Genomic DNA, 24,346 nt, shown 5'->3' on the forward strand with positions numbered 1-24,346 from the left:
CAGCCACAAAATGCTCCAGGCGAGGTGGAATAACGACTTTCTCCTCTCCGTCCTTGCCCATATGCGATAGCCCTACCTTGCGGGGGAGGGTGGGGGAGAGGGGTAGCCCAGCAAAAGGTCGGAGTAATAAGCGAGCCGCGCGCCCGCTACGGCAGCCCCCGCGCCTCGAGCTGATGCACCAGCAGCAGGGTCGGCTCGGCGAGGCTGTCGCCGGAGCCGTCGAGGCCGAAGGCGGCGGCGATGCCGTCGCGGTTGCGCAGCAGCGTGCTGCGCGGGCAGTGGCCGGCGCCGCAGAGCGTCTTCTTCAAGGTCTCGCCCTGCGCCACGAGGCTCGCGGGATCATTCGCGGCCCAGGCCAGCACGATCGGCGCGTCGACGTTGAGGATGCCGGGGAAGACCGACCGCTTGTCATATTGGGTGGCGTCGGTGCCGAGATAGGCCTTCTCGCTGTCGCTCGCGTCCTTGCCCGCGCGGTAGATCCCGGACACCAGCACGACGGCCGCGACATCGGCGCGGTCGGTCTGGAACTCGGGATGCGCCAGCAATGTGGCAACATGGAAGGCACCGGCGCCGTAGCCGACCGCGACGATCTCGCGGGCATCGCCATTGAACAGGTCGATATTGCCGTGGACCCAGGACAGCGCCGCCGCGACGTCGGTCGCGCCCATCGGCCAGGTTGCCGAGGGCGCAAAGCGATAGCTGACGCGCACGCCGATCATGCCGTTGCGCGCGGCAAAGCACATCGCCTGGTCCTGGATCTCGCGGGACAGGTCCGGCGCGCCGCGATCGCCGGTAAAGGTGTCGCCCCCCACGAACAGCAGCACGGGCCGGGGCGTATCCGCCTTGGTTTCGCTGCTGGTGGCGACGTCGAGCACATTGGCCTCGCTTTCGCCGTAGCGCAGCCCGCGCGAGAAAGAGATCTGCTCGCAGAGCCGCGCGGTGCCGCCGGCGGTCGTGTCGTTGTCGGTGAGGCCCACCCGGACGAGATCGGACGGCCCTGTGAGCCGCGCCGGCAACGGACCGTGCGCGGAGGCTGTCGTCATGCCCAGAATGAGAAAAAAAGCGAGATAATTCTTCATGTTGGTGCCGGCCCCGGGTCCCCGATATGGGCTCGCGCGTTTGGCCTGTCTTTTCAATTCGCCTTATTAGTTATTTGGTCTTGAGGCGATTTCACGGCACCCGGTTTCTTCCCCCATGCGCAGTTCAATTCCCCGGCTGGAACGTGCAGTCGGCCCCGCTGCCGTCCTTGCGGCGGATGGCGTTGGGGTCGATCGTGCAGCTCAGCTTGCTCAGGCTCTCGAAGTTCGATCCCGCCGCACCATCGGGCGGAATGCCGGCGAGCGCTTCTGTCGCGAAAATTTCATTGGCCGTCGATCCGTTCACGGTCCTGCTCTTCTTGCCGAAGGTCACCTCGCAATTGCGTAGCGTGATGTCGATATTGCCGGTGCGGCAGACGATTCTGTCCGCGGTCACGACGATCGGCTTCTTGTAGGGAACGTCGCTGGTCCCGGCGAACAGCATCGCCACCGCCTTCCGCTCGGCGCCGGTCAAGTTCGGCGACAGCGGTGCGATCACGCCCGCGAGCGCCAGCGCCGTCGAGCCCGTGGCTTTTGCAGGCGTTGCGCCCGAGGCGCCGGTGGCGTTGAAGGCGCCGGCAAGAACGAGCGTGGCGACGATGCAGGCCCGAATCCTGGATCGGGACCTTGTCGTGAACGTCATTCGCGTCGCTCCCTTTCCGGTCACGGCTTCGACGCCGCAAGGCGTCCCGAGCCTATGACAGGATTGCCGTTCCTGGCAGAGCCTTGCGCTTCAGGCTGCTTGTCGATGGCCTTGATGATCGCAGCCGCCGCCGTCTGGCCGGACTGGAGAGCGCCTTCCATGTAACCGAAATAGGCAAAGCAGGTGTGCTCACCGGCAAAGAACAGACGGTCCTCAAAGCCCTTGGCCAGCAGCGGACCGGCGCGGCAGACCTCGCCCGGGGCGGGACAGGAGTAGCCGGCGGCGGTCCATTCGTCGCGCGGCCAGGCCATGAACTCCGGCTGATCGGCCAGATGCGCGACATAGCCCTTGTAGACGCTGCCGATCTGCTGCGCGTAGAACGCGTCGACCTGCTTCTGGTCACCGGGCTGGTAGTGCTTGAGAGCTTCCGCCGCGACGTCGGCGCCGGCGAACAGGCTGAGTTCGACCGGGTGCTCCGGCGGGGCGATCTGGTTGTCCGTCCCTTCCCAGGTGACACCGAACTGGTTCGAGATGGCCGTCGGGGCGAGGCCCTCGCCGATCCAGAAGCGCTTCTTGAGCGGGCTGAGATATTTCACCGCCGTCCCCATCGTGACGTAGTAGTCGTGCGGCAGGGGGGGCGTGATCGTGATCTTGGCGTTGGGTGAGTCCGGCCACAGGCTCGGTGGGATCGCGAGCACGGCATAATCGGCGGCGAAGGACGCGCGTGCGGCTCCGTTGCCGGAGGGGCTGAACTCCAGGGTCACGCCTTCGCCGTCGATGCGGATGGCGCGCACCGGCGTCGACAGGTGGGTGCTGGCGCCCTTGTCCCCGATGTCCTGCGCGAGACGAATGGCGAGCTCCTGATTGCCTTCCGAGCAGCGCAAGGTCTCGGTCTGGGTGAAGAAGGCGTCGATCTGGTTCTTCATCCGTCCGCCCGCGACGACGGCCAGGTTGGCGAGAAGGCTCTGCTTGGTGGTCGGCTGGCCCGCGTCGTTGGAGAACTGCTCCTCCATGGCGTGCTTGGTGAGATTCGAGCAGTCGAGGCTGGCGATCCACTCCGCAATCGTCCGGGCGTCGAGTTTCCTTGCTCCCTTGGCGCGCCAGGGCTTGTCAGGCTTGACCCGGCCGGCCCACCGGCTGAACTTGCCGAAAGCGTCGTCCATCTCGTGATAGACCAGCTTCATCTGGCCGTCAGAGAGCTTGTGGCCGTCGAGAAACAGCGGCATGTCGAGCTCGAGCGCTTCGAAATTGGTGTCCGAGGTGATGACGGACAGGCCAAGCTCGAACCGCTTGGCATATTTCAGCCAGAGCGGATGGTTGTAGCCGATCAGCTCACCGCCGGCCTCGACGATCCCGCTCGGCTTCGTCTTGCTGAGAACCCGACCGCCGAAGCGGTTGCGGGCCTCGAACAGCGTCACCTCGCAATGCGCGACGAGCTCGGAGGCCGCCATCAGGCCGGCGAAGCCGCCGCCGATGATCGCGACTTTCGGGCGTCGCACCGCCAGCGCGCGGAGCGCCGTGGGTGAGCGGATCGTGGGCGGGGTGGGTTGAAGGGCGAGCTTGTCCTTGACCCGCCGTTGGCGCTCTGCCCCCGAAATCTTGGGCCCGTAACGCCGGTGCAGCCGCGCAAACAGCGAACGCATCGCGTGCTTCCCTTGAAAATGTCTTCTGTCGGGACGGCGCCGTGCCGCGCCCTGAAATCCTGCAGTGTCGGCAAAAATAGGCCGGCTGATAGAAGCGAGATTAACTTACAATCTTGCGGAGAGTCGAGTGGCGGCTCCTCTTCCACCCGACTTCTTCCCCCCCCCCGGCCCGCAATTGCAGCGAAAATCCGCGAACCGCGCGACGATTGCGCGGTGCGGCTGTTTTGGTCTGACGTGTCAAACATTTGGGTCGCGCGACCGCGGCCGCATGCCGGCAGCGCGTTCTACTGTGCATGGGGTTGTTTTCGTAGTTTTGGTTTTTGACCGGTCCGTTAGGCCCGCTTCATCGTCCGGAAGGTGATGGAATAGCGGCGTGCCTCGACCGGCGGGATGCTGTGCTCCCATTGCGACCGCGCCTCGCCGTCCATCATGTAAAGCGAGCGCGGCAGGGCTTCGAGCGTGTGGCGCTCCCATTTGTCGCCACTGCGGCGGCGGAAGCGGAATTTGCACGGCGAGCCCAGCGACAGGCCAAGAATCTCTTTGAAATGCGGCTTGTCGCGGTGCCAGCCGATGCCGACGCCGGTGTCATATTCGGTGCAGAGCACCTGCCGGACGCTGCCCTCGGCGAGGCCCGCCCATGCCTCGACCTGCCGTGCGACGGGCAGGATGCAGTCCGGGATCGGCTCGGCATCGGCCAGCCGTTGTAGCGAATAGTCATAGCGATAGCCGAAGGAAGCCACCCGGCGGTTGCCCTCGAAGGCGCCGAACTGGAAGCGCTGCAGCGGCAATGCCGCGATGCGGCCGATCAAGTCCTGCTCGACGGCGGTATCGATAAAATTGTCCGTATAGCGAAGGCCGGCCGGACCTCCTTCCGGGTCGGCGAATAAACCAAGCTGCGTCATTCCTCGCATTTCCGTGATGGAACCTAATGGCGGCTGATGCGACTTACATAGGACACGGAAAAAAACGTGCGAGGCTGTCATGGCAGAGAAGCATACCGCCGATCCGGCAGAGATCATGCGGGCGACCGGTCATCCCGAGCTGGAATACGCCGCCGGCTGGACCATCGCCGGTCTGGTCACTATCGGCACCATCGTCGCCGCCTGGGTGTTCGCGATCTAGGCTATCGGAAACTGAAGTTCGAAGGCCGCGCCGTCGTCGGTCGGCTTGAGCCTGATCGAGCCGCCATGGCTCGCCATCACTGCGCGCGCGATCGCCAGCCCCATCCCGGTGCCGCCTTGGTCGCGGCGGGTGGTGAAGAACGCGTCAAAGATCCTGTCGCGGTTCGGCGCCGAGATCGGCTCGCCGTCATTGCTGACGGTCAGAAGCAGGGTCGTCCGCTCGTCCACCGCCTCCAGCCAGATTGACCTCGCCTTGTGCCGCATCGCGTTGTCGGCGAGATGCGACAGCACGATCAGCGCCTTCTCGCCGGACATGCCGATCGCCCGGTCGAGGCTGCCGCTGGCCGAGATGGAGCCTTCCGGAAACCGGCTCCTGAGGTCGGCGATGACGGGCGCAAGCTCGGTGCGCTCGTTCTGCGGCAGGCTTTCGGCGCGGGCGAGCTCGCGCAGCCGCTGCGCCATCGCCTCCAGCCGTTGCGTGTCCGACAGGATGTTGGCGATGAACGTCTTCTGCTCGGCCGGCGTCAGGCCCTCGGCTTTGCCCTGATACGAATCCTGCAGCAGCTCGGCCGCACCCTTGATCGAGGTCAGCGGCGATTTCAGCTCGTGGGTGAGGTGGGCCGAGAACGTCGCGATATAGTCGGAACGCCGTGCCAGCTGCTCGGCCATGCCGAGGAAGCTGTGCGAGAGCTGGGCAAACTCGCGCGTGCCGTAATGTCGGAGCGGCCTGAACGCCTCTCGGTCGCCGCGGCCAATTCTGGCGGCGCGGTCGATCAGCTCGCGCATCGGCAGCGTGATGGTGCGCGAGAAGACGAGGCCGATCGCGATGGTGCCGAGGATTACGGCAAGCCCCGCCAGCACGAATTTGCTGCGCTCCTGGTAGAGATGGTCGAAGATGTTGCTCGGCGTCCGCGTGGTGTAGATCACCCCGGCAACGCGGTTGTTGACGATGACGGGCATCGCCGAGAACACGTGCACGCCGAGGCCGCGGCTGAAGGAATAGATCGGCGGCGGCGGCTTGTCCGGCACGCGGTTGCGCAGGGTGGCGCGGTATTGCCCGTGCAGCGCGTCGGCGACCTCCTCGATATGGGCGAGCGACTGCCCGACCTCCTGGCGCCCGGCGATCACCACGCCCTGCTGATCGAGGATGCGAAAGCCCGCCAGCGTCACCTTCTGGGTCTCGCGGATGATCGGCGTCAGCTTCGCGCCGATCTCGACATAGGCGGGCTGTGCAGGCTGAGTCGCGGCCAGCGCATCGGGCCGGCGTCGCAACAGATCGTTGGCGGTGAGGTCGAGCGCGGGGCGGATCGGGGTGACCTGGTCGCCGGGGTCGGGCAGCACGTTCGGCGGCACCTCGGCGCCGAGCGTCAGGCCGTTGTCGAGCCGCGCCGTGACCTCCTGCGCATAGATTGTCGCGAGCACGCGGCTCTGCGCGATCAGCTCGGCCTGGGTCTGGCGGATCAGCTGGTTGTCGTAGAGGCGGAAGAAGAACAGGCCGACCAGCGGCAGCACGCCGACGGTCGCCAGCACCGTGAAAATCACGAGGGTGAGCGACGGCCGCCATTTGTCGGGCGCCGCGCTCATGCCTCTTTCTCGCAGCGGCCGAGCTTGAAGCCGACGCCGTGGATGGTCTCGATCACGTTCTCGCAATTGTGCGCCGCGAGCTTGGCGCGGATGTTGCGGATGTGGCTGTCGATGGTGCGGTCGGAGACCTGGATGTTGAGGTGATAGGCCGCCCTCATCAGTTGCTCGCGGTTGAACACCGAGGTCGGCCGCGTCAGGAACGCGCGCAAAATACCGAACTCGATCGCGGTCAGTTTGAGCTGTGTGCCGGCGAAGGTCGCGACATGCTGCTCGGGATCGATCAGAAGCCCGCCCTGCGACAGCGCGGCCGGCCCGGCCTTGGCCTCGCCATTGCGCGGACTGAGGCGGCGCAGGATGACGTTGACCCGCGCCACCAGCTCTCGCGGGCTGAACGGCTTCGTCACGTAATCGTCGCCGCCGATCTCGAGGCCGAGGATGCGGTCGATCTCCTCGTCGCGCGCCGACAGGAACAGGATCGGCACGTCCGAGGTTTTGCGCACCTCGCGGCAGACGTCGAGCCCGTCGAACTCGGGCATGCCGATGTCGAGCACGATCAGGTCGGGCCTGTCGGCGGCAAAGCGGGCGAGCGCCTCCTTGCCGTCGCGGGCCTCGATCACGTCCATGCCGGCCTTCTTCAATGTGACGCGGATGACCTCGCGGATGTGGGCCTCGTCGTCGACGATGAGAATGCGATGCGCCAAAAAACTCTCCGCTGCCTCGTCAGCCCGCCGGTTGATCTTTCGCCTGCGCATCCAGCCTGCGCTGGAGCCGCCAGTTTCGGAAGTCCCAGCTCCGCCAGGCCAGATCCTGGCGCTGCTGTTCTACAAGGCGGTCGCGGCGCGACACAAGGCAGCTCTCCGGGGTGCCGGGCCGGAGCAAGATGGCCTTGTCGATGGCAGGCAGCGCCTGCGGCCCGAGCGTCAGGAGATAGTTGATGTCGACCTGCAGGCCTTTGCCCGATGCCTCCCGGCTGTGGGCGACATTATAGTTTGCGATGAAGGCATCGAAGTTCACCAGCGAGCAGCCATAGAGCACGACCGCCAGCGCGATCAGATTGACGCCGACGAGCCATTCGTTGGACCGGTCGAGCACGATGCGGGCAACGATCAAAATCAGGCCCAGCGCCACCAGCGCCATCCAGATGAAGGCCGCGATGCGCCAATAGGTCAGCATGTAGATGTCGACATAGAGATCGAGGCGGAAGATGGACGACGCGACAAGCAGCACGTTCTGCCCGACCCAGAGATAGACCAGCGGGCGGATCACCTTCGATTTCTCGGCCGGGCCGCCCGGGCGCATTGCGATCAGCACGAAGGCGGCCGCGAGCAGCGCGGTCGCGATCAGCGGATAGGCGCCGCGATGGGCATAGCTCGCATAGGTCAAATTGTCGGGCAGCGCGACATGGCCCCAGAGATAGATACCGTCGAGAATGGATTGCGCCGCGAACAGCAGATTGAAAAGGATCAGCGAGCGCAGAATGGTGGAGGGGCCCAAAAACTCCGGCGCGACGAAGGGCGGAAGCGGCGGCGGCACGGGGACATCGGCGGCGGTCGTGGCGACAATTTTCCTGCGCCGCCAGCGGACATGGATGAACGGCCAGATCAGCGCCAGCATCAAGGTCCAGAACAGCGCGCGCCAGACGCTGACATATTCGAAGATTACTTTCGGATTGAGCAGGGACACCCATTGCTCGATCACCGGATTGGCGGCGGCGAACAGCGCGACGAACACTGTGCTCAGGACCACCGGCATCAGCCAGAGCGCGATGCCGCGGGTGAACGCCGACATGTTGAACACCTGAAGCGCATCGGGGAAGAACCGGAAGAAGCCGAACGCGAAGAAGTTTCGCAGCGCGCGGGCGCGGTCGGCGAGCCCGGTTGTCTCCGGATTGGTCGCAAGCAGGAGGGCGATGACCAGCGCGGCTACGAGGATCAGAAACGAGAGCGCGTTGAGTTCTTCCACGGCCGGCACGAGACCGATCGCGACGATCGCGCCGCCGATCGCTACACGCCGACAATCCAGCGTCGCGTGGTTGGCGATCAGCGAGGCGCAGGCGATCGCGATGGCAAGGATCACCAGCGACAGCCCCATTCGCTGGCCGTAGAGCAGAAAGTCGGCGAGTGCAGCCAGCACCAGCGCCATCGCGAGCTTGGCCGAAACCGCCGAAGGCCTGATCGGTTGGATGTCCGTCGTCGACGTCGTAGCCAGGCTCGTCATGTCCAAATGACCTTTCGTGAATATCGATGTCGTGTAGTCTGCACGGCGCTTGCGCAGAAGGCGGGGCCTTCGTCTGCACGGTTTCAGGAGTCTTTTGCAGTTTTCGTGCAGGTGCGGTTTTGCCCCTCGCGCAGCTTCAGTCGCTTTGATAGGTGCGATGCGTTCATCAATTGGGGCGTGACGCATCATGCAATTCCTCAATCGCATCGGTCTCATTCTGCTCTGGCTGGCCGCGCCGCTCGCCGCATTCGTGGCCGCGAACAAGGACGATCCCTATCTGCTCGTGCTGCGCGGCGCCGGAAACATCGCGCTTGTCGTCGCGAGCGTCGTGATTGTCATCGTCCTGCTGCGCAGAGGGCGCTGGCGCAGCATCGCGGGCAAGCTGCTCGTCGTGCTCTGGTGCCTGCCGCCGGTCCTGATGTCGGCGGCGCATCTGAAGTTCGAGCTGCGCAAGCACGACGTCCTTGCCGCCAGCGCCACCGAGGCGCGTCAGCTCGGGTCTCACTTCATGGTCGGCTATTCCTCTTTTCCCGAGGTCGCGCGCTTGGCCGAGCAGGGCTTGATCGGCGGCGTCTACGTCACCCGGCACAACATCCGGGGGCGGACCATCGAAGCGCTGCGGGCCGAGATCGCGGCGCTGCAAGACAAGCGACGTGCGGCGGGCCTGCCGCCGCTGGTCGTCGCTGCCGATCAGGAAGGTGGCATCGTCGGGCATCTCGCGCCGCCGCTGACAAAGGTGCCGGCGTTGGCAACGCTCACCGGGCTTGCCCCCGGCGACCAGCAGGCCAAGGCCGAAGAGTTCGGCCGCATCCACGGACGCGATCTCGCCGGGCTTGGCGTCAACCTCAACCTCGCACCGGTGCTCGATCTCAAGCCGCCAGTCCGGCGCAATCGCCTCGATTTCCACACGCTGATCGGCCAGCGCGCGATTGCCACCGATCCTGCCGTCGTCAGCACGATCGCGAGCGCCTATGTCCGCGGACTGGAGGAGTCAGGCGTCGGCGCCACGCTGAAGCATTTTCCCGGCATCGGCCGCGTCCGCACCGATACGCATCATTTCAGTGCCAATCTCGACACGCCGGTGAAGGAGCTGGAGGCAACCGACTGGCTGCCGTTCCGCGAGGTGCTGTCGCATTCGCGCAGTGCGCTCATGGTTGGGCACATCACGCTCACGACCGTCGATCCCGATCGCGCCGCCTCGCATTCGAAACGCGTCGTGGAGGGGATCATCCGCGACAAGTGGGGTTACCAGGGCGTGGTGATGACCGACGACCTTGTGATGGGTGCGATCTACCAGCACGACGTCTGCAAGGCCGTGGTCGAGGCCATCAACGCCGGTGTCGATCTGCTGCTGGTCGCCTATGACGGCGCGCAATTCTACCGGGTCTTCGCCTGCGCCTTGGAGGGATCGCGACAAGGCAAGCTCGATGCGGTGATGCTGCGCGCGAGCGAGGCGCGGCTGGAGCGGTCCCTTTCGGCCCGACGCACCATGAATTCAACCGTGGCTGTGTCGGATTGATTGGTCGCGATGTGAGGATCCAGTGAAGCTCCGACACATGCTCCTTGTCGCGTTCCTCAGTTCACCTCGGGGCATCGCCTCTCCGCGTTGAACCGTTCACGGGCGGAATAGCGCCAACGTCGGCGGCGCTTCGTGGGCGGAGTGACCGTCGTCCGGCTCACGCTTCGCGCGCGATCAACCCGTCGATCATCGCGCGCACCAGGCCCGCGATTTCCTTGCGCAGAGCCGGCAGCGGCACGGCGACCAGCTTCTGCTCCAGTCCCAGCGCCACCATGCCATGTACCGCCGAGAACAGGCTGCGTGCGGTGATGCCGAGTTCTTCGGGGCTGCGCTTGGGAAACAGCGCGGCCAGAGGCATGTAGATGTGCCGGAACAACTGCATCTGGTCGTCGATCGACCAGTCGGGGACTTCCTTGCCGGCTTCCATGCGGTGCTCGAACAGCGCGCGCCAGAGTTCGAGATTCTCCGCGGCGAAATCGCAATAGGCGATGGCGATGCGCACCAGCGTCTCCTGCGGCGACGGTTCGCCCGTGCTTTCAGCTGCGCTCAGCGTCTCGTCGAGCCTGAGCAGCGTGCGCGAGCCGACGCGCAGGATCAGCTCGTCTACGTCAGCGACGAGATTGTAGACCGCACCATTGGCGCAACCGATCTCGCGGGCGAGATCGCGGGTTTTCAGGCCCGCTAATCCCCGTTCGGCGATCATTCGTTCCGCCGCCAGGATCAGCTCGGCCCGCAGTTTCTCTCGACGTTCCAAGGCCTTAGACATTTGTTAACCAAATTCGTGAGCGTTGCTCAAATTTATCTTGAGCGTCGCTCAAGATGTGCTACATAGGACCTGTGAGCAACGCTCATAACAGGGAGCAGCAAATGTTCAAGACCGTAGTGACACTTTTCCGCGGCAGCGTTGCCGCCGCAGGCGAGGAGCTGGAAGACCGCACGGCCCTCCTGATCCTCGACCAGCAGATGCGCGATGCGGCTGCGGCCGTCGAGCGCAGCAAGCGGACGCTGGCGCTGGCGATCGCGCAGGACCAGCAGGAAGGCCGCAAGCTCGAGGCGACCGTCGCCCGCATCGCCGATCTCGAGACCCGCGCGGTTGCGGCGCTCGACGGCGGCCGCGAGGATCTCGCCAAGGACGCCGCCGAAGCCATTGCAGGCCTCGAGGCCGATCGCGATGCGGCGATGACGGCACGCGCGCTGTTTGCCACCGAGATCACCCGGCTGAAGCGGCATGTCGCAAATGCGCAGGCGCGCATCACCGAGCTCGACCGCGGCCGCCGCGTCGCCCGTGCCTCGGAAGCGGTTCGCTCGCTTCGCCGCAGCGGCATCGAGGCGGCCCGTCCTTACGAATCCACGCTGCCGGAGGCGGAGAGCACCTTGCGGCGCCTGCGCGACCGCCAGATGGAAGCCCAGGCGGCTGACGATGCGCTGGTCGAACTCGATGCGGCCAGCGGTCCGCTCGCTACCGCCGAGAAACTCGCCGAGCAGGGCTTCGGCCCCCGGCTCAAGACGACCGCGGACGACGTGCTGGCGCGATTGAAGTCCAAGCGCGCACCGACTGCCTGATCTCAAACCCCATCATCATTCGAACCGACAGGAGAGCATCATGAACCAGAACGGCCAGCCCCACAGCAGCGCCTGGGTGACCTTCACTTACGCGTCCTTCGCAGCCTCGGCGTTCCTCATCGCCCTCGGCGTCTTCTTCCTGCCGATCGATCTCTGGATGAAGGGCTACCTCGCCATGGGCATCGTGATGCTGGTCCAGACCTGCATCACCCTGACCAAGACGGTGCGCGACAATCACGAAAGCAGCCGGATGGTGAACCGCATCGAGGATGCCAAGGCCGAGCGTCTGCTGATGGAAGTCTCCAAGGCGGCTTGAACAAGGCCGACCGACAAGCAAGGAACCGGCGGAGCAACTCGCTCCGCCGGTTCGCTACCTGAGGCGCAATTCTCGAGCCCCGCTGAAGATTTCATTTACCCTGCCCTGACAGCGCCAGGTTGTGCTTAGCGCTCCTTAATACGTGCAGTGCACAGATCGCGACCGATCGAGGACAGGCAGATGGCGTCTCTGGAGAGCGGCGACCCGGCATCGCGCGCGAAGAAGAGTTTTGCGAAGCTCGGCGCTGCCGCCACGAGGCTTCGCGGACAGGCCGGATTCTGGCTGGGCGCACTGTCGCAGCCGACTATCGACCTCACATTGCGAACATCCCCGGGACTGCGCACGCGGATCATCGAATCGCCCGGGCTGTCGCTGGCTCGGGCAGAGCTCGATACGCTCGTCGATCAGCTTCGCATCATCGCCGCCAAGACGCTGCCGCAAGAGAGCCTGACCTACGGCATCTTCTCCGGCGAGCCTGAACGGCTGGCACGCGCCATCATCACGCTGATCTGCGAGGAGGAGAGCGGCCGGCCGATCGCCTTCAACGCGCTGTCGGTCATGGACGTCACGCTCGACGGCCGCCCGATCGAGGTCACCCATCTCGGACTCGTGATGGTCGACCCCGATGTCCGCGGGCAGGGCCTGTCCTGGGTCCTCTATGGGCTGACGGCGCTGGTGTTGTTCGCACGTGACGGATTGCGTCCGAAATGGATCTCCAACGTCACCCAGGTTCCGTCCGTGGTCGGCATGGTCAGCGATACCTTCTCGGATGTGTATCCGTCGCCACTGCCGGGGGCGCGCCAGAGTTTTGCGCATTTGCAGCTCGCCCGCGGCATTCTGGCCCGCCACCGCGCCGTGTTCGGCGTCGGCGCGGAAGCCGGCTTCGACGAAGCGCGCTCCGTGATCACCAACGCCTATACCGGTGGCTCGGATGCATTGAAGAAAACCTTCGAATCCGCTCCGAAGCATCGCAACGAGATCTACAATGATTTTTGCGCGCGCGAGCTCGACTACGCGCGGGGCGACGACGTGCTTCAGCTCGGCCGCATCGATCTTGCGGGCGCGCGGCGCTATGTCATGAGCGAGGTGCCGCACGGCTCGCTGCCGGCGTTGTTCGCGGCATCGGCGATGCTGGCGCTGCAGCGGCTGGTGCTGCCTCTGATCTACTGGCTGGACGATACCCGCGCGTATGGCTCGCTGAGGCCGCGCCGCAACGATGCCGAGGGCGGGCGATGAGTTTCGACTATTATTCGTTCACCGGCCGCAATCTGGGCTTCATCGACGAGCGCGAGCAGCAATTGCTGCGGCAGGCGCGCGTCTTTGTCTGCGGCGTCGGCGGCATGGGCGGCGCGGCCTTCATGGCGCTGGCCCGCGCAGGCGTCGGCAAATTCGTGATCGCCGATATCGACCGGTTCGAGGTGTCGAACCTGAACCGCCAGGTGTTTGCCTTTGCCGACGAGGTCGGCCGCGAGAAGGCCGAAGTCGCCGCCGAGGCGGCCCGGCGCATCAATCCGACGATCGAGATCGACGTGCTCGGCGAAAGCTGGACCAGCGAATTGAGAGGTATCGCCGAGCGCTGTCCCATCATCGTCAACGGCATGGACGACATTGCCGCCGGCGTGCACCTCTATCGAACGGCGCGGGACGCGGCGGCGACCGTGATCGACGCCTACATGTCGCCGCTGCCATCGGTGATCGTGGTGCGGCCGGACGATCCGAGGCCGGAAGAACGGCTCAACTATCCGACGCGGAACAAGGATTGGCGCGACATCAACGAGGAGGACCGGCGCGCGGCGATGCTCGCCGAAATCGAGCACGTGATGCTGCACTCGTCGTCGCGCAACTATGTCGATCTCGAGATCGCCGGCGAGGTCGCCGCCGGGCGGCGGAGCCGGATGTCGTTCGCGCCGATGGTGATCTCGACCGGGATGCTGATGGCGTATGAGGCGATTGCGCTCATTATCGGCCGCAAGTCGGGGACCGATTGCCGCGGCTGGTTCCTGAACCCGCACCGGCCCGCGATCGAGAAGCCGCGGAATGCGCTCGTCGCCGCGCTGATGCGCCCACTGGTGCGCCGCGCCATCGCCGAACTGACGAGTGGCAAATGAGCGCGGGCGCGATCGCCGATTCCATCGTCAATCTGTGCGGCGCCATTGGCCTCGCCGTGGCGATGATGACGTTCTACCGGCGCGATCCCCGCAGCCCGCTGACGCACCGGTTGCTGGTCGCGCTCGGCGTGATTGCCGTGCTGTTCATGATCCGCGGCGCGGCGTGGTGGACTGGGAGCGTCGGCCTCGACCGTCTCTCGGTGCTTCCGGCATCGCTGATCCCGCTCGGCGCGCTGATCGTGACGGAAGGCATTTTGCGGCGTCATGCGCCCCGCGCGGTGAAAATCGCCGCGCTCGCGGGCGCTGCGGTGCTGGGGCTCGGCGGTGCGCTCGGTCTCGAACAGCTTGCAAAACCCTATGCGCTCGCGCTGGCGCTGTTCCAACTTTCGGGCTTCGTCACCTGCGGTCTGCTGCTGGCGCGGCGCGACCGGGCAGAGCTGATGGGGTCCGAAAACCGCAGCATCGCGCGGCTCGCGGTCGGCGCGCTGCTGGTGCTGCCCTTCATCCTCACCGATTTCCGCACGTTGTGGCCCGATATCCCGGTCCGCCTCGGCGCACTCGGCGCGCTGCTCACGGTCACGGTCATGCTGATCGCCGGTGGCGGCGCGGAGACGCGGCGGCACGGGCTCACGCTGATGACGCTGCGGCTGGCAAGCTCCGCCCTGCTCGGCATTGCCGCCGCCTTCATGGCGTCGGATGTCGACCTGGCGCAGGTCATCCGGTTCTGTGCGGTCGCGGTGGCCGGCGTGCTCACCATCGGCATGATGACGGACGCGCTTCGGGCCCTGTTCGAATCGCAGGAGCCGGGCCTGCTTAATTCCATGGCCGCGTCCCCCGCGCAGACGCGCGCGCAGCTGGTGGCCGAGCTCGCGCGCCATCCGATCTTCGAGAGTGCGCGGCGCTTCCGCGCCGTGGACCTTGCTCCCTACGATCCGCCGCTGCTCCATGAGCTTCTCGTGACGTCGCGCGTGCTGCGCCGCTCCGAGGCACCCTGGGGGCTGGCGCTCACCCATCCCGCGGTTGAGCGCATGACGTCGCTGATGACCGCGTACAGCGCCACCCATGTGATCGCGCTCGGGCGGGATCCGATCGATCTGATCGCGCTCGCCGTGCCCGTCACCTCGGCCGATCCCGCCACCGAGACGGCGCTCACCCTGGTGCAGCGGTTGCTGACCCTCACGCCGGAGGCCGCATGACGTTCGATATTCGCGAGGGCGACCGCAAGGCCGCATTCGACGCCGCGCTGAATGCCTATGGGGCCGACAGTCCCTATGTGCCGCCGCTGTGGAGCGATTTCGACCGGATGTTCGATCGCGCCAAAAATCCCTTCGTCACGGAGGGCCATGGCCGCTACGCGCTGTTCTCCGCGCACCGCGACGGTCGGCCGGTCGGCCGGATCGCCGCCTCGATCCACGACGCCTCCAATCGCAAGCATGGCACGAGCAACGGCGCGTTCGGCTTCTTCGACTGCGTCGACGATGCTGAGGTCGCGGACGCGCTGCTGCACGCCGCGGAGCGCTGGCTCGCCGAGCGCGGCATGAATGCGATCACAGGCAATTTCAATCTCACGGCGATGCAGCAGATCGGCGTGATGACCGATGGATTCGACAAGGCGCCGTTCACCGACATGATGTGGAGCGCCCCGCATATTGCCCGCCATCTGGAGCGCGCCGGCTACAAGGCGGTCTTCCCGATGACGACGTTCGAGATTGCGCTGGACCAGGGGCAGCCGGAGCAACTGCTCGGTGACAAGCAGCGCGCGGTGCTCGCCGATACCGACTTCGTCTGGCAGCCGATCAAGCGCTCCGCGTTCAAGGTGCGGCTGGAGGATGCCCGCCTCATCCTCAACGACGGCTTTGCGGAGAACCCTATGTTCGTGCCGCCGACCGCGGCCGAATATCTGTTTCAGGCCGGCGACATGATGTGGATCATCGACAAGCGGATCTCGACCGTGGTCTATCACCGCGGCCGCCCCGCGGGCGCCATCATCGCGATTCCCGATCTCAACCCGCTGGTGCAGTCGGTCGGAGGCCGGATCGGCCTGTCGGCGCCGTTTCGTTTCCTGAAGCACCGGTTCAGCAACACCCGCGCCGTCCTGATCTATCAGTCGGTCTGCCGCGACCTGCACAATCGCGGGCTGAACGGCGCGATGCTGTATCGCACCGCGCTGGCGTTGCGCGAGGCGGGCTACCGCACGCTGGGCGGAACCTGGATTGCTGATGTCAACGGCGCCTCGCTGCGTCAGGTGGAGAAGGTCGGCGCAAAGCCGCTGCACCGGCTGCATCTGTTCACCAAGCCATTGGCGGCGTCATGAGCCTACTGACCCCGGACCTGTTGCGCGAGCTCGTCGCGGAGGCGCGGCTGGCGCCGAGCGTTCACAACATCCAGCCGACGCGCTGGCAGATGCTTGCCGACGGCCGGCTGGCGCTGGTCGATGATACCTCGGTGCGGGCGCCGGTTGCCGATCCCACCGGACACGATGTGCGTGTTTCGCACGGCGCTGCCCTGGAGGGGATGAGCCTCGCGCTCAACCGGCGCGGATTGCTGATTGCCGATCTCGCGATTGAGGATCAGAAGTCTACCTCGCCCCATGCGGTGTTGTGCAGGCTGACGATCGGCAGCGGCGCTGCCTCCGATCCGCTCACGGCCAGCGTGCCGCGACGGATGTCCTGGCGCAGCACTTTCGCTGCATCTCCGCAAGACGAGACCTCGCTGATGCAGCTCCCCGCGTCGCGCAGCGATATCGTCTGCATCCGCGATCACAAGGCGGTCGCGGAGATCTCGACTTGGGCGGACGAGGCCGAGCTCTCCTTCATTCGCGAGGCTGACTTTCGGCGCGAGTTGCTGACATGGATGCGGCTGTCGCCGAATGATCCCCTCTATCTCCAAAGCGGTCTCAACCGTGAAGCGCTTGCAATGAGCGCCGTCGAGGCGAGCGGCGCGCGTCTCGTGCTGGGTCCGCTGTTCCCGGTTCTCGACAAGCTCGGTCTCGCGGCGTCCCTGCTGTCTGACCGCGCCAAGACGCAGTCGGCGGCGGCCATCGTCCTGTTCCGCCGGCCGCGTGGCGAAGACCCGCTGGTGAGCGGTCGTCATTTCTATCGCGCGTGGCTCGAGATCGATCGTGCGGACCTCGTCGCCTGCCCGATATCGTCGCTTGCCGATAATCCAGCCTCAAATGACAAGCTGAGAGCTCTGGCAGGGCTGGGTGACGAGGCGCGCCTGGTCAATGTGTTCCGCGTCGGCCGCCCAACGGCATCGCGATCGCCACGACATTTCCGGCTTCCGGTCGATCAGCTGATCGTCTAGCGCCGGGCATCATATCGCGCCTGCGAAATGCAACTGAGCCATGACGGATCGCGCGGGCGTGCGCCCTTGCGTGACGTCGCGGGCAGGGGCACTCTGCGCTGGCGGCGCACGAGTACGCCGCCAAAAAGATGTGCTGACAAGATCTCGGCGAGGAAGCTCCATGGCGGTGACGCGGATCGACTGCGACATCCATCCGGCGGTTGGTGGCACGCGCACGACGCTGCTTCCCTATCTCAGCGATCACTGGAAAGAGCAGGTCGTGAGCCGCGCCATCGACGGGCTCGATCTCACCTCCTATCCGCCGAGCATGCCGTTGTCGGGCCGTGCCGACTGGCGGCCGGCCAATGGCGCCAAGCCCGGCTCCGATCTTGCAATGGTGCAGAAGGGGGCGTTCGAGCAACTCGGTGCCAGCCACGCGATCCTCAACGTGCTCTACGGCGCGCAGGCCGTGTTCGATGCCTACATGGCCGCCGACTTCTGCAAGGCCATCAACGACTGGATCGCCGCCGAGTGGCTGTCGCGCGATCCGCGCCTGCGGGCCTCCATCGTGGTGCCGATGCAGGATCCGGATCTGGCGATCGAGGAGATCGAGCGCCGCGCCGGCGACAACCGTTTCGTCTCGATCCTGGTGCTGGCGCAGGGCGAGACCCTGCTGGGACGGCGGCATTTCTGGCCGGTCTATCGGCTCGCGGAGAAATACAAGCTGCCGATCGCAATCCATGCCGGCACGCAATATCGGCAGGCACCGAGCTCGGCCGGCTGGCCGTCGCATCGCTACGAATACTACTTCGTCGAGGCGCAGGCGTTTCAGGCGCAGATCCTGAGCCTGATCTATGAGGGCGTGTTCGGCAAGTTTCCGAACCTCAAGGTCGTGCTGATGGAGTCCGGCGTGAGCTGGCTGCCGGCCTTCATGTGGCGCGCCAACAAGACCTGGCGCGGCGTCCGCGTCGAGGTGCCCTGGGTCGAGCGCGAGCCCGCCGCGATCATCCGCGACAATTTTCGCGTGACCATGCAGCCGTTCGATGCGCCCGGCGATGCCAAGAGCGTCGAGGAGATCATCGACCAGATCGGCTCCGAGAAGATGTTTTTGTTCGCGTCCGACTATCCGCACTGGCAGTTCGACGGCGACGATCCGATCCCGGCGAACCTGCCGAAGAGCATCATCGCGAAGATGTGCGTCGACAATCCGCTGGAGACGTTTCCGCGGTTGTCGATCAACTGATTCAGGAGGTTCGCATGAGTGACGTCATCGATCGCCCGTTGCTTGACGAGGAAAAGCCCGCGGCCTCGCGGCTGCGCATCGTCGATTGCGACGTGCATCCGAGCCTGCACTCTTTCGACGACCTCAACGAGTTCCTGCCAAAACGCTGGCAGCAGCATCTGAAGGAATATGGCAGCCATCTGCGCACGCCCTATCTCTTCACCACGCCCTATCCGCGCTCCTCGCCATTGATTGCGCGGCGCGATGCCTGGCCGCCGACGGGCGGGCCGCCCGGCTCCGATCTCGCCTTCATGCAGAAGCAGCATCTCGATCCGCTCGACGTCGAGTTCGGAATTTTGCAGGTGCTCGATCTCTTCATCTTCTCGCAGCAGAACCTCGAATTCGGCGCCGCGATCCAGCGCGCCATCAACGACTGGCAGCTGGCGTTCTGGTCGCACAGGGATCCCCGCCTGAAGGCCTCGATCCTGGTCGGGCAGGACGGGGTGGATCTTGCGATTGCCGAGATCGAACGCTGCGCCAGGATCGGCGAATACATCCAGATCAACGTCTCGCCGCGCGCCAACGAGCCGCTCGGCCGCCGTCGCTACTGGCCGATCTACGAGCGGGCGCAGGAACTCGACCTGCCGCTCGGCATCCATGTCGGCGGCTATGGCGGACATCCGCCGACCGGTGGCGGCTGGCCGTCCTATTATGTCGAGGAGCACCAGTCCAACGCGCACACCATCGCGGCGCAGCTTGCGAGCCTCGTGATCGAGGGCGTGCCGGAGCGGTTTCCAAAGCTGAAGATCGTCTTCATCGAGGGCGGCTTCGGCTGGATCCCGTCCGCGGTGTGGCGCATGGACCAGCACTTTGAACGTTTCCGCAGCGAAGTGCCGCATCTGAAACGCAAGCCATCGGAATACGTGCGTGAAAACTTCTGGTTCACGACGCAGCCGATCGACGAGCCGGACGAGGCGCGGCATCTGCGCGCGCTGATCGAATGGGTCGGCATCGACCGGCTGTTATTCTCGTCGGACTATCCGCACTGGGACTTCGACGATCCGCGCTTTGCCTTCAAGACGCCGCTGTCCGAGGCGGAGCGGAAGAAGATCTTCAGCGCCAATGCCCGCGCGGTGTACAAGTTCTGAGACCAGCATGGCCCGTCACATCGTCGCGCGCACCTCGGAGATCCCGCCCGGCGGCAACAAGGTCGTTGATATCGCCGGGCGCGACATCGTCGTGTTCCATGTCAATGGCGAGTTCTTCGCGCTGCTGAACCGCTGTCCCCACGAGGGCGCGCCGCTGGAGAAGGCCGCCTGCGTGGCGCGGCTGACCTCGCCGGAGCCGGGCGTCTATGAGCGGTCGCGCGTCGGCGAAATGCTGCGCTGCCCCTGGCACGGCTGGGAATTCGACATGCGCAACGGCCAGTCCTGGTTCGATCCGAAACGGGTCAAGATCCGGTCCTATCCCGTGGCAGTGGAGCGCGGCGACGAATTGCAGAAGGGCCCGTATGTTGCCGAGACGTTTCCGGTGCATGTCGAGGACAGCTATGTGATCGTCGAGGTCTGAACCGGCTTTGCCGATTGTGATTTCCACGCAAGTGCGATATGGCTCTCGCGCTTTCAGAGGCGGAGACGAGCTTTGTCGAAACAATCCCTGCGTGAGGAGGCCGAGCGCCTGATCCGCGAATCGATGGAAAAGAAGACCATCGTCGTGAAGCAGGGCTCGACCCGCATCGAGGCCGTCTGCGGCAAGTGCGGCGCGCCGAACCGGGTCCAGGCGGAAAAGGGCCAGAGCCGGGTCAAGTTCGCCTGCAAGAATTGCGGGCATCAGCAAGAGACGCTGTAGCTTTTCTTACCCTCTCCCCTTTTGTGGGAGAGGGTGGCATAGGCGGCCCTCGGCCGCCGTTCTTGAGAACGCCGATGCTTTGCATCGGCTATGGCGCCAGCGGCGAGACGGGTGAGGGATCTCTCTCCGCGAGAGACGCTGCTCCTGAATTTGCGGATGCAACCCCTCATCCGGCGCCGTAGCCGAAGCTTCGCTTCGGCGTTCCCTTAAGAACGGCGGCCCGAAGGCCGCCTATGCCACCTTCTCCCACAAGGGAAGGGAAGACAGTTACTCCCCGTCCACAAACCTCGCGAACGCATCCGCATAGTCCGGGTGCCACCGCGACAGCGGCGGCCGGTTCTCGACGATATCCCCCGCGGCCCACAGCATGCGCTTCTCGTCGAGCGCGCGCGGCACGTCATTGTCCGGGCACAGGATGTAGAAATCGCCGGCCTCCAGCCGCGCCAGCATGAAATCCACGGTCTGCTCCGGCGTCCAGGCGCCGGCCGGTTTTTCGGTGCGGCCCTTTGCGGTCAGGCCGGTGAAGACGAACCCCGGAATGAGCAGATGCGCGCTGATGTGGCAGTCTTTCGTATTGCGCAGTTCGTGCTGGAGCGCTTCCGTAAATGCCTTCACGCCGGCCTTGGACACGTTGTAGGCGGGATCGCCGGGCGGGGTGGTGATGCCTTGCTTGGAGCCGGTGTTGATGATGAGGCCGGCCCTGCCGCGCGCGATCATGTTGGGCGCGAAGATGCGTGAGCCGTTGACGATGCCCCACATGTTGACGCCGATGATCCGCTGCCAGTTGTCGGGCTCGCCGAACAGCGTGCTGCCCGGCTGGATGCCGGCATTGTTCATGAGGATGTCGGTACCGCCGAAGCGCTCGCGCACGGCGCGTTCCAGTTCCGTCACGCTCTCCGCCTTGCTGACATCGACCGCGAACGTCATCACATGTGCGGCAGGCGCGACGGATGACAGTTTTGTTGCGGCTTCCGCCAGCCGCGCCTGATCCACGTCAGCGATGCACACCTTCATGCCGGCGCGCGCGAAGGCTGCAGCGGCGGCTAGTCCAATACCGGACGCGCCACCCGTGATCACGGCGACATTGTCTTTGACGATGGCGGAATGTGGCATTGTCGGTCTCCGGGGGAGGGGCTCGGTCGAGCTATAACATGGCGCTCGCGCGACCCTGCACAAGTCGGCATGGGAGGTCTTCGTTCCACGGCGACTTTACGCCTATCCCGCACCGCTGTATTCTCGTCGACCTAACGATCCCGCCCAGATCGAACCAATCAATCACTGATAGGGAGTGCAGCCATGGCTGTGTCGCAGGCTATTCCGATCACGCGCCATCCGTTCGCCAACGGGTCCTACAAGCAGATGCTGATCGACGGCAAGTGGGTCGATGCTGCCTCCGGCAAGCGCTTCGAGACCCACAACCCCGCCACCGGCGAACTGCTCGCAACCGTCGCCGAGGGCGACAAGGAAGACATCGACCGTGCCGTTGCGGCCGCTCGCCGTGCCTTCGAAGGTCCCTGGAGCAAAGTAAAACCGTTCGAGCGGCAGAACCTGCTGCTCAAGCTCGCCGACCTCGTCGAGAAGAATTTCGACGAATTGTCCCAGCTCGACACGCTCGACATGGGCGCGCCGCTCAGCCGCACCCGCGCCTATCGCCTACGTGCCGTCGGCATGCTGCGCTATTACGCCGGCCAGACCACGGCGATCCATGGCGAGACCATCGAGAACTCGCTGCCTGGCGAAATCTTCTCCTACACGCTGAAGGAGCCCGTCGGTGTCGTCGGCGCCATCATTCCCTGGAACGGTCCGCTCACCGCGACGCTCTGGAAGATCGGCCCGGCGATCGCGACCGGCTGCACCGTGGTGCTCAAGCCTGCCGAAGAGGCACCGCTGACCTCGCTGCGCATTGCAGAGCTCGCGATGGAAGCAGGCATTCCGCCCGGCGTCGTCAACGTCGTGCCCGGCTATGGCGAGACCGCGGGCGCGGCGCTGGCCTCGCATCACGATGTCGACAAGGTCGCGTTCACCGGCTCGCATGTCACGGGACAGTCGATCATCCGTGCCTCCGCCGGCAACCTCAAGCGCGTCTCGCTCGAGCTCGGCGGCAAATCGCCGGACATCGTGTTCGCGGATGCCGACCTCGACGCCGCCGTGCCCGGCGCCGCGATGGCGGTGTTCGCCAATTCCGGCCAGATCTGCAGTGCCGGCACGCGTCTGTTCGTCGAGCAGTCGATCTACGAGGAGTTCGTCGGCCGCGTCGCCGAGTTCGGCAAGAAGCTGCAGGTCGGCAACGGCCTCGATCCCAACACCCAGATCGGCCCGCTCGTCTCCGAGCAGCAGCTCGAGCGCGTCACCGGCTATCTCGACATCGGCCAGAAGGAAGGTGCGCGGGCGCTCGCCGGCGGTGGCCGCGTCACCGAAGGTGCGTTGTCGAAGGGTTTCTTCGTCTCGCCGACGGTGTTCGCGGGCGTCCAGGACAACATGCGCATCGCGCAGGAAGAGATCTTTGGTCCCGTCATCTCCGCGATCGCGTTCAAGGACATGGACGAGCTCGTCAAGCGCGCCAACAACACCACGTTCGGCCTCGGCTCCGGCCTGTGGACGCGCGACGTCAGCAAGGCGCATGCGGTTGCGAAGAGCCTGCGGGCCGGCTCGGTGTGGGTGAACTGCTATCAGGCGATGGACCCGGCCGTGCCGTTCGGCGGCTACAAGATGAGCGGCTACGGCCGCGAGTCCGGCAAGCAGCACGTCGAGGAATATCTCAACGTGAAGGCCGTCTGGATCAAGACCGCGTAAGGCCTGTTCTCTCCCGCGTTCCGCGAGAGGGAATATCTGCTTTTAGTAGGGGCGGCGCCTTTTCCGGTGGCCGCCCCTCGCTATATGATCAGCATCCTTCCATAGCCGTTCGGGGCACCCATGAAATTCGAGGCGTTGTTTAGACCGTTGCAGGTTGGTCCGTACAAGCTCGCGCATCGCGTTGCGCTCGCGCCGCTGACACGCATGCGTGCCGAACGTGAGAGCTTTTCGCCGCGGCCGCTCAATGCCGAATATTACGGCCAGCGCGCAACAAAGGGCGGCCTGCTGATCGCCGAAGCCTCGCCGGTGCTCTCTCACGGCCGCGGCAATCCGGCGACGCCCGGTATCTATTCGGAGGCGCAGATCGCCGGCTGGCGCAAGGTGACGGATGCCGTGCACGCCAAGGGCGGCATCATCTTCCTCCAGCTCTGGCATGTCGGCCGCGTCTCGCATTCCTCCTTCCATGGCGGTGAGCTGCCGGTCTCGGCCTCGGCGATTGCGATCAAGGCCGAAGGCATGAAGGCGATGACCGCCGACGGCAAGATTTCTGATTACGAGACACCGCGCGCGCTGGAGACCGATGAAGTCAAGGGCGTCGTCGAAGCGTTCCGGCAGGGCGCCAGGAACGCGCTCGCCGCCGGCTTCGACGGCGTCGAGATCCACGGTGCCAACGGCTATCTGCTCGAGCAGTTTCTGCAGTCGCGCAGCAACCAGCGCACGGATGAATATGGCGGCGGAATCGAGAACCGCGCGCGGCTTCTGCTGGAAGTGACGCAGGCGGCGATCGACGTCTGGGGCGCGAACCGCGTCGGCGTGCGGCTGTCGCCCCACGGCATCGCCAATGATTCCGGCGAGCCCGATCCGATGCCGCTCTACACTCATGTCGTGAAGGCGCTCGACAAGCTTGGGCTTGCCTATCTGCATTTCATCGAGCCGCGTTCCAGCGGCGCCGGCCGCGCCGACGTCCACTGGGAGAACGTGCCATCGGCGATGGTGCTGTTCCGTCCGCACTACAGTGGCGTGCTGATGACGGCCGGCGGTTTTACCGGCGAGACCGCGAATGCCGCGATCGCCGACCGACACGCCGACATCATCGCCTTTGGCCGTATCTTCATCTCCAACCCCGATCTGCCGCGGCGCCTCGAGCAGGACTACCCGATCACGCCGTACAACCGCGCGACGTTCTATGGCGGCGAGGAGAAGGGTTATACGGATTACCCGGTGTATGACGAGCTGACGCCGGCGTAAGTATCTCCGTCATTCCGCGGCGACGCGTAGCGTCGGGCTCTGATGCGCAATTGCGCATCAGAGAATCCATTTCACGTCCTGGCTTGCCGTTCGATGGATTCCGGGCTCGCGACTTCGTCGCGCCCCGGAATGACAATCATGTGTTGTCGTCTTCGCAATG

The 24,346-nt window shown here is 65.2% G+C and carries 24 protein-coding genes; 15 read left to right on the forward strand and 9 right to left on the reverse strand.

The features are described 5' to 3' along the window. Positions 1-146: 146 nt before the first annotated feature. From JQ627_RS10280 to JQ627_RS10295, 4 genes are all read right to left on the reverse strand, one after another. Positions 147-1,079, reverse strand: a complete 933-nt coding sequence (locus JQ627_RS10280; protein ID WP_212484115.1) for an alpha/beta hydrolase — start codon at positions 1,077-1,079, stop codon at positions 147-149. A 124-nt stretch (positions 1,080-1,203) separates the two neighbouring features. Further along, positions 1,204-1,719, reverse strand: a complete 516-nt coding sequence (locus tag JQ627_RS10285; RefSeq protein ID WP_212484116.1) for a hypothetical protein — start codon at positions 1,717-1,719, stop codon at positions 1,204-1,206. A gap of 20 nt (positions 1,720-1,739) precedes the next feature. Further along, positions 1,740-3,362, reverse strand: coding sequence for an NAD(P)/FAD-dependent oxidoreductase (locus JQ627_RS10290; RefSeq protein WP_212484117.1), 1,623 nt, complete (start codon positions 3,360-3,362; stop codon positions 1,740-1,742). A gap of 332 nt (positions 3,363-3,694) precedes the next feature. Then, positions 3,695-4,264: an alpha-ketoglutarate-dependent dioxygenase AlkB gene (locus JQ627_RS10295; RefSeq protein WP_212484118.1), complete on the reverse strand. Its 570-nt coding sequence runs from the start codon at positions 4,262-4,264 to the stop codon at positions 3,695-3,697. Positions 4,265-4,343: 79 nt separating this feature from the next. Between JQ627_RS10295 and JQ627_RS10300 the strand changes: the two genes are divergently transcribed. Continuing rightward, positions 4,344-4,484: a hypothetical protein gene (locus JQ627_RS10300; RefSeq protein ID WP_007597071.1), complete on the forward strand. Its 141-nt coding sequence runs from the start codon at positions 4,344-4,346 to the stop codon at positions 4,482-4,484. Here JQ627_RS10300 and JQ627_RS10305 read toward each other — a convergent pair. The 3 genes from JQ627_RS10305 to JQ627_RS10315 are packed head-to-tail and all read right to left on the reverse strand — an operon-like array spanning position 4,481 to position 8,284. Continuing rightward, the gene (locus JQ627_RS10305) at positions 4,481-6,067 is read right to left on the reverse strand and encodes an ATP-binding protein (RefSeq protein ID WP_212484119.1); all 1,587 of its coding nucleotides are present in this window, start codon (positions 6,065-6,067) and stop codon (positions 4,481-4,483) included. The genes JQ627_RS10300 and JQ627_RS10305 overlap by 4 nt on opposite strands. After that, a complete protein-coding gene (locus tag JQ627_RS10310; protein ID WP_212484120.1) occupies positions 6,064-6,768 on the reverse strand; it encodes a response regulator in 705 nt (234 codons plus the stop codon). The genes JQ627_RS10305 and JQ627_RS10310 overlap by 4 nt, the downstream gene beginning before the upstream one ends. A gap of 19 nt (positions 6,769-6,787) precedes the next feature. Then, complete coding sequence (locus tag JQ627_RS10315; RefSeq protein ID WP_212484121.1) at positions 6,788-8,284, reverse strand: DUF4173 domain-containing protein; 1,497 nt, start codon at positions 8,282-8,284, stop codon at positions 6,788-6,790. A 187-nt stretch (positions 8,285-8,471) separates the two neighbouring features. Here JQ627_RS10315 and JQ627_RS10320 point away from each other — a divergent pair, with 187 nt between their 5' ends. Then, positions 8,472-9,803, forward strand: coding sequence for a glycoside hydrolase family 3 protein (locus JQ627_RS10320; RefSeq protein WP_212484122.1), 1,332 nt, complete (start codon positions 8,472-8,474; stop codon positions 9,801-9,803). Between the two features lie 157 nt (positions 9,804-9,960). On the opposite strand, the gene JQ627_RS10325 is transcribed toward JQ627_RS10320, so the two are convergent. After that, positions 9,961-10,569: a TetR/AcrR family transcriptional regulator gene (locus tag JQ627_RS10325; protein ID WP_212484123.1), complete on the reverse strand. Its 609-nt coding sequence runs from the start codon at positions 10,567-10,569 to the stop codon at positions 9,961-9,963. Positions 10,570-10,670: 101 nt separating this feature from the next. On the opposite strand from JQ627_RS10325, the gene JQ627_RS10330 reads away from it, so the two are divergent. The 11 genes from JQ627_RS10330 to JQ627_RS10380 all read left to right on the forward strand — a co-directional run bounded on the left by JQ627_RS10330 (position 10,671) and on the right by JQ627_RS10380 (position 20,145). Next, positions 10,671-11,366, forward strand: a complete 696-nt coding sequence (locus tag JQ627_RS10330; RefSeq protein ID WP_212484124.1) for a PspA/IM30 family protein — start codon at positions 10,671-10,673, stop codon at positions 11,364-11,366. Between the two features lie 40 nt (positions 11,367-11,406). Then, the gene (locus JQ627_RS10335; RefSeq protein WP_008133945.1) at positions 11,407-11,682 is read left to right on the forward strand and encodes a YiaA/YiaB family inner membrane protein; all 276 of its coding nucleotides are present in this window, start codon (positions 11,407-11,409) and stop codon (positions 11,680-11,682) included. Positions 11,683-11,862: 180 nt separating this feature from the next. Further along, positions 11,863-12,918 (forward strand): hypothetical protein, encoded by a 1,056-nt coding sequence (locus JQ627_RS10340; RefSeq protein ID WP_212484125.1) that lies wholly within the window; start codon positions 11,863-11,865, stop codon positions 12,916-12,918. Further along, positions 12,915-13,790 (forward strand): ThiF family adenylyltransferase, encoded by an 876-nt coding sequence (locus tag JQ627_RS10345; RefSeq protein ID WP_212484126.1) that lies wholly within the window; start codon positions 12,915-12,917, stop codon positions 13,788-13,790. The genes JQ627_RS10340 and JQ627_RS10345 overlap by 4 nt, the downstream gene beginning before the upstream one ends. Further along, complete coding sequence (locus JQ627_RS10350) at positions 13,787-14,986, forward strand: hypothetical protein (RefSeq protein ID WP_212484127.1); 1,200 nt, start codon at positions 13,787-13,789, stop codon at positions 14,984-14,986. Before JQ627_RS10345 ends, JQ627_RS10350 begins: the two co-directional genes overlap by 4 nt. Then, on the forward strand, positions 14,983-16,104 hold the full coding sequence (locus tag JQ627_RS10355; protein ID WP_212484128.1) for a GNAT family N-acetyltransferase: 1,122 nt from the start codon (positions 14,983-14,985) through the stop codon (positions 16,102-16,104). The genes JQ627_RS10350 and JQ627_RS10355 overlap by 4 nt, the downstream gene beginning before the upstream one ends. Continuing rightward, on the forward strand, positions 16,101-17,096 hold the full coding sequence (locus JQ627_RS10360) for a hypothetical protein (RefSeq protein WP_212484129.1): 996 nt from the start codon (positions 16,101-16,103) through the stop codon (positions 17,094-17,096). The genes JQ627_RS10355 and JQ627_RS10360 overlap by 4 nt, the downstream gene beginning before the upstream one ends. A gap of 160 nt (positions 17,097-17,256) precedes the next feature. Next, positions 17,257-18,318 carry an amidohydrolase family protein gene (locus tag JQ627_RS10365; protein WP_212484130.1) on the forward strand — a complete coding sequence of 354 codons (1,062 nt, stop codon included), beginning with the start codon at positions 17,257-17,259 and terminating at the stop codon, positions 18,316-18,318. Positions 18,319-18,332: 14 nt separating this feature from the next. After that, entirely contained in the window at positions 18,333-19,445 is a 1,113-nt protein-coding gene (locus JQ627_RS10370; RefSeq protein WP_212484131.1) for an amidohydrolase family protein, read from the forward strand. A 7-nt stretch (positions 19,446-19,452) separates the two neighbouring features. Continuing rightward, positions 19,453-19,866 (forward strand): Rieske (2Fe-2S) protein, encoded by a 414-nt coding sequence (locus tag JQ627_RS10375; RefSeq protein WP_212484132.1) that lies wholly within the window; start codon positions 19,453-19,455, stop codon positions 19,864-19,866. 72 nt (positions 19,867-19,938) lie between these two features. Beyond that, positions 19,939-20,145: a hypothetical protein gene (locus tag JQ627_RS10380; RefSeq protein WP_014491844.1), complete on the forward strand. Its 207-nt coding sequence runs from the start codon at positions 19,939-19,941 to the stop codon at positions 20,143-20,145. Positions 20,146-20,412: 267 nt separating this feature from the next. Here JQ627_RS10380 and JQ627_RS10385 read toward each other — a convergent pair whose 3' ends face one another. Further along, positions 20,413-21,258 (reverse strand): SDR family NAD(P)-dependent oxidoreductase, encoded by an 846-nt coding sequence (locus JQ627_RS10385; RefSeq protein ID WP_212484133.1) that lies wholly within the window; start codon positions 21,256-21,258, stop codon positions 20,413-20,415. A 183-nt stretch (positions 21,259-21,441) separates the two neighbouring features. Between JQ627_RS10385 and JQ627_RS10390 the strand changes: the two genes are divergently transcribed. Both JQ627_RS10390 and JQ627_RS10395 read left to right on the forward strand, forming a co-directional pair. After that, positions 21,442-22,938, forward strand: coding sequence for an aldehyde dehydrogenase family protein (locus JQ627_RS10390; RefSeq protein ID WP_212484134.1), 1,497 nt, complete (start codon positions 21,442-21,444; stop codon positions 22,936-22,938). Between the two features lie 120 nt (positions 22,939-23,058). Then, positions 23,059-24,186 carry an alkene reductase gene (locus JQ627_RS10395; protein WP_212484135.1) on the forward strand — a complete coding sequence of 376 codons (1,128 nt, stop codon included), beginning with the start codon at positions 23,059-23,061 and terminating at the stop codon, positions 24,184-24,186. The last annotated feature ends 160 nt before the right edge of the window (positions 24,187-24,346 follow it).

The organism is Bradyrhizobium liaoningense (assembly GCF_018130785.1).
Classification (GTDB): Bacteria; Pseudomonadota; Alphaproteobacteria; order Rhizobiales; family Xanthobacteraceae; genus Bradyrhizobium; species Bradyrhizobium liaoningense_A.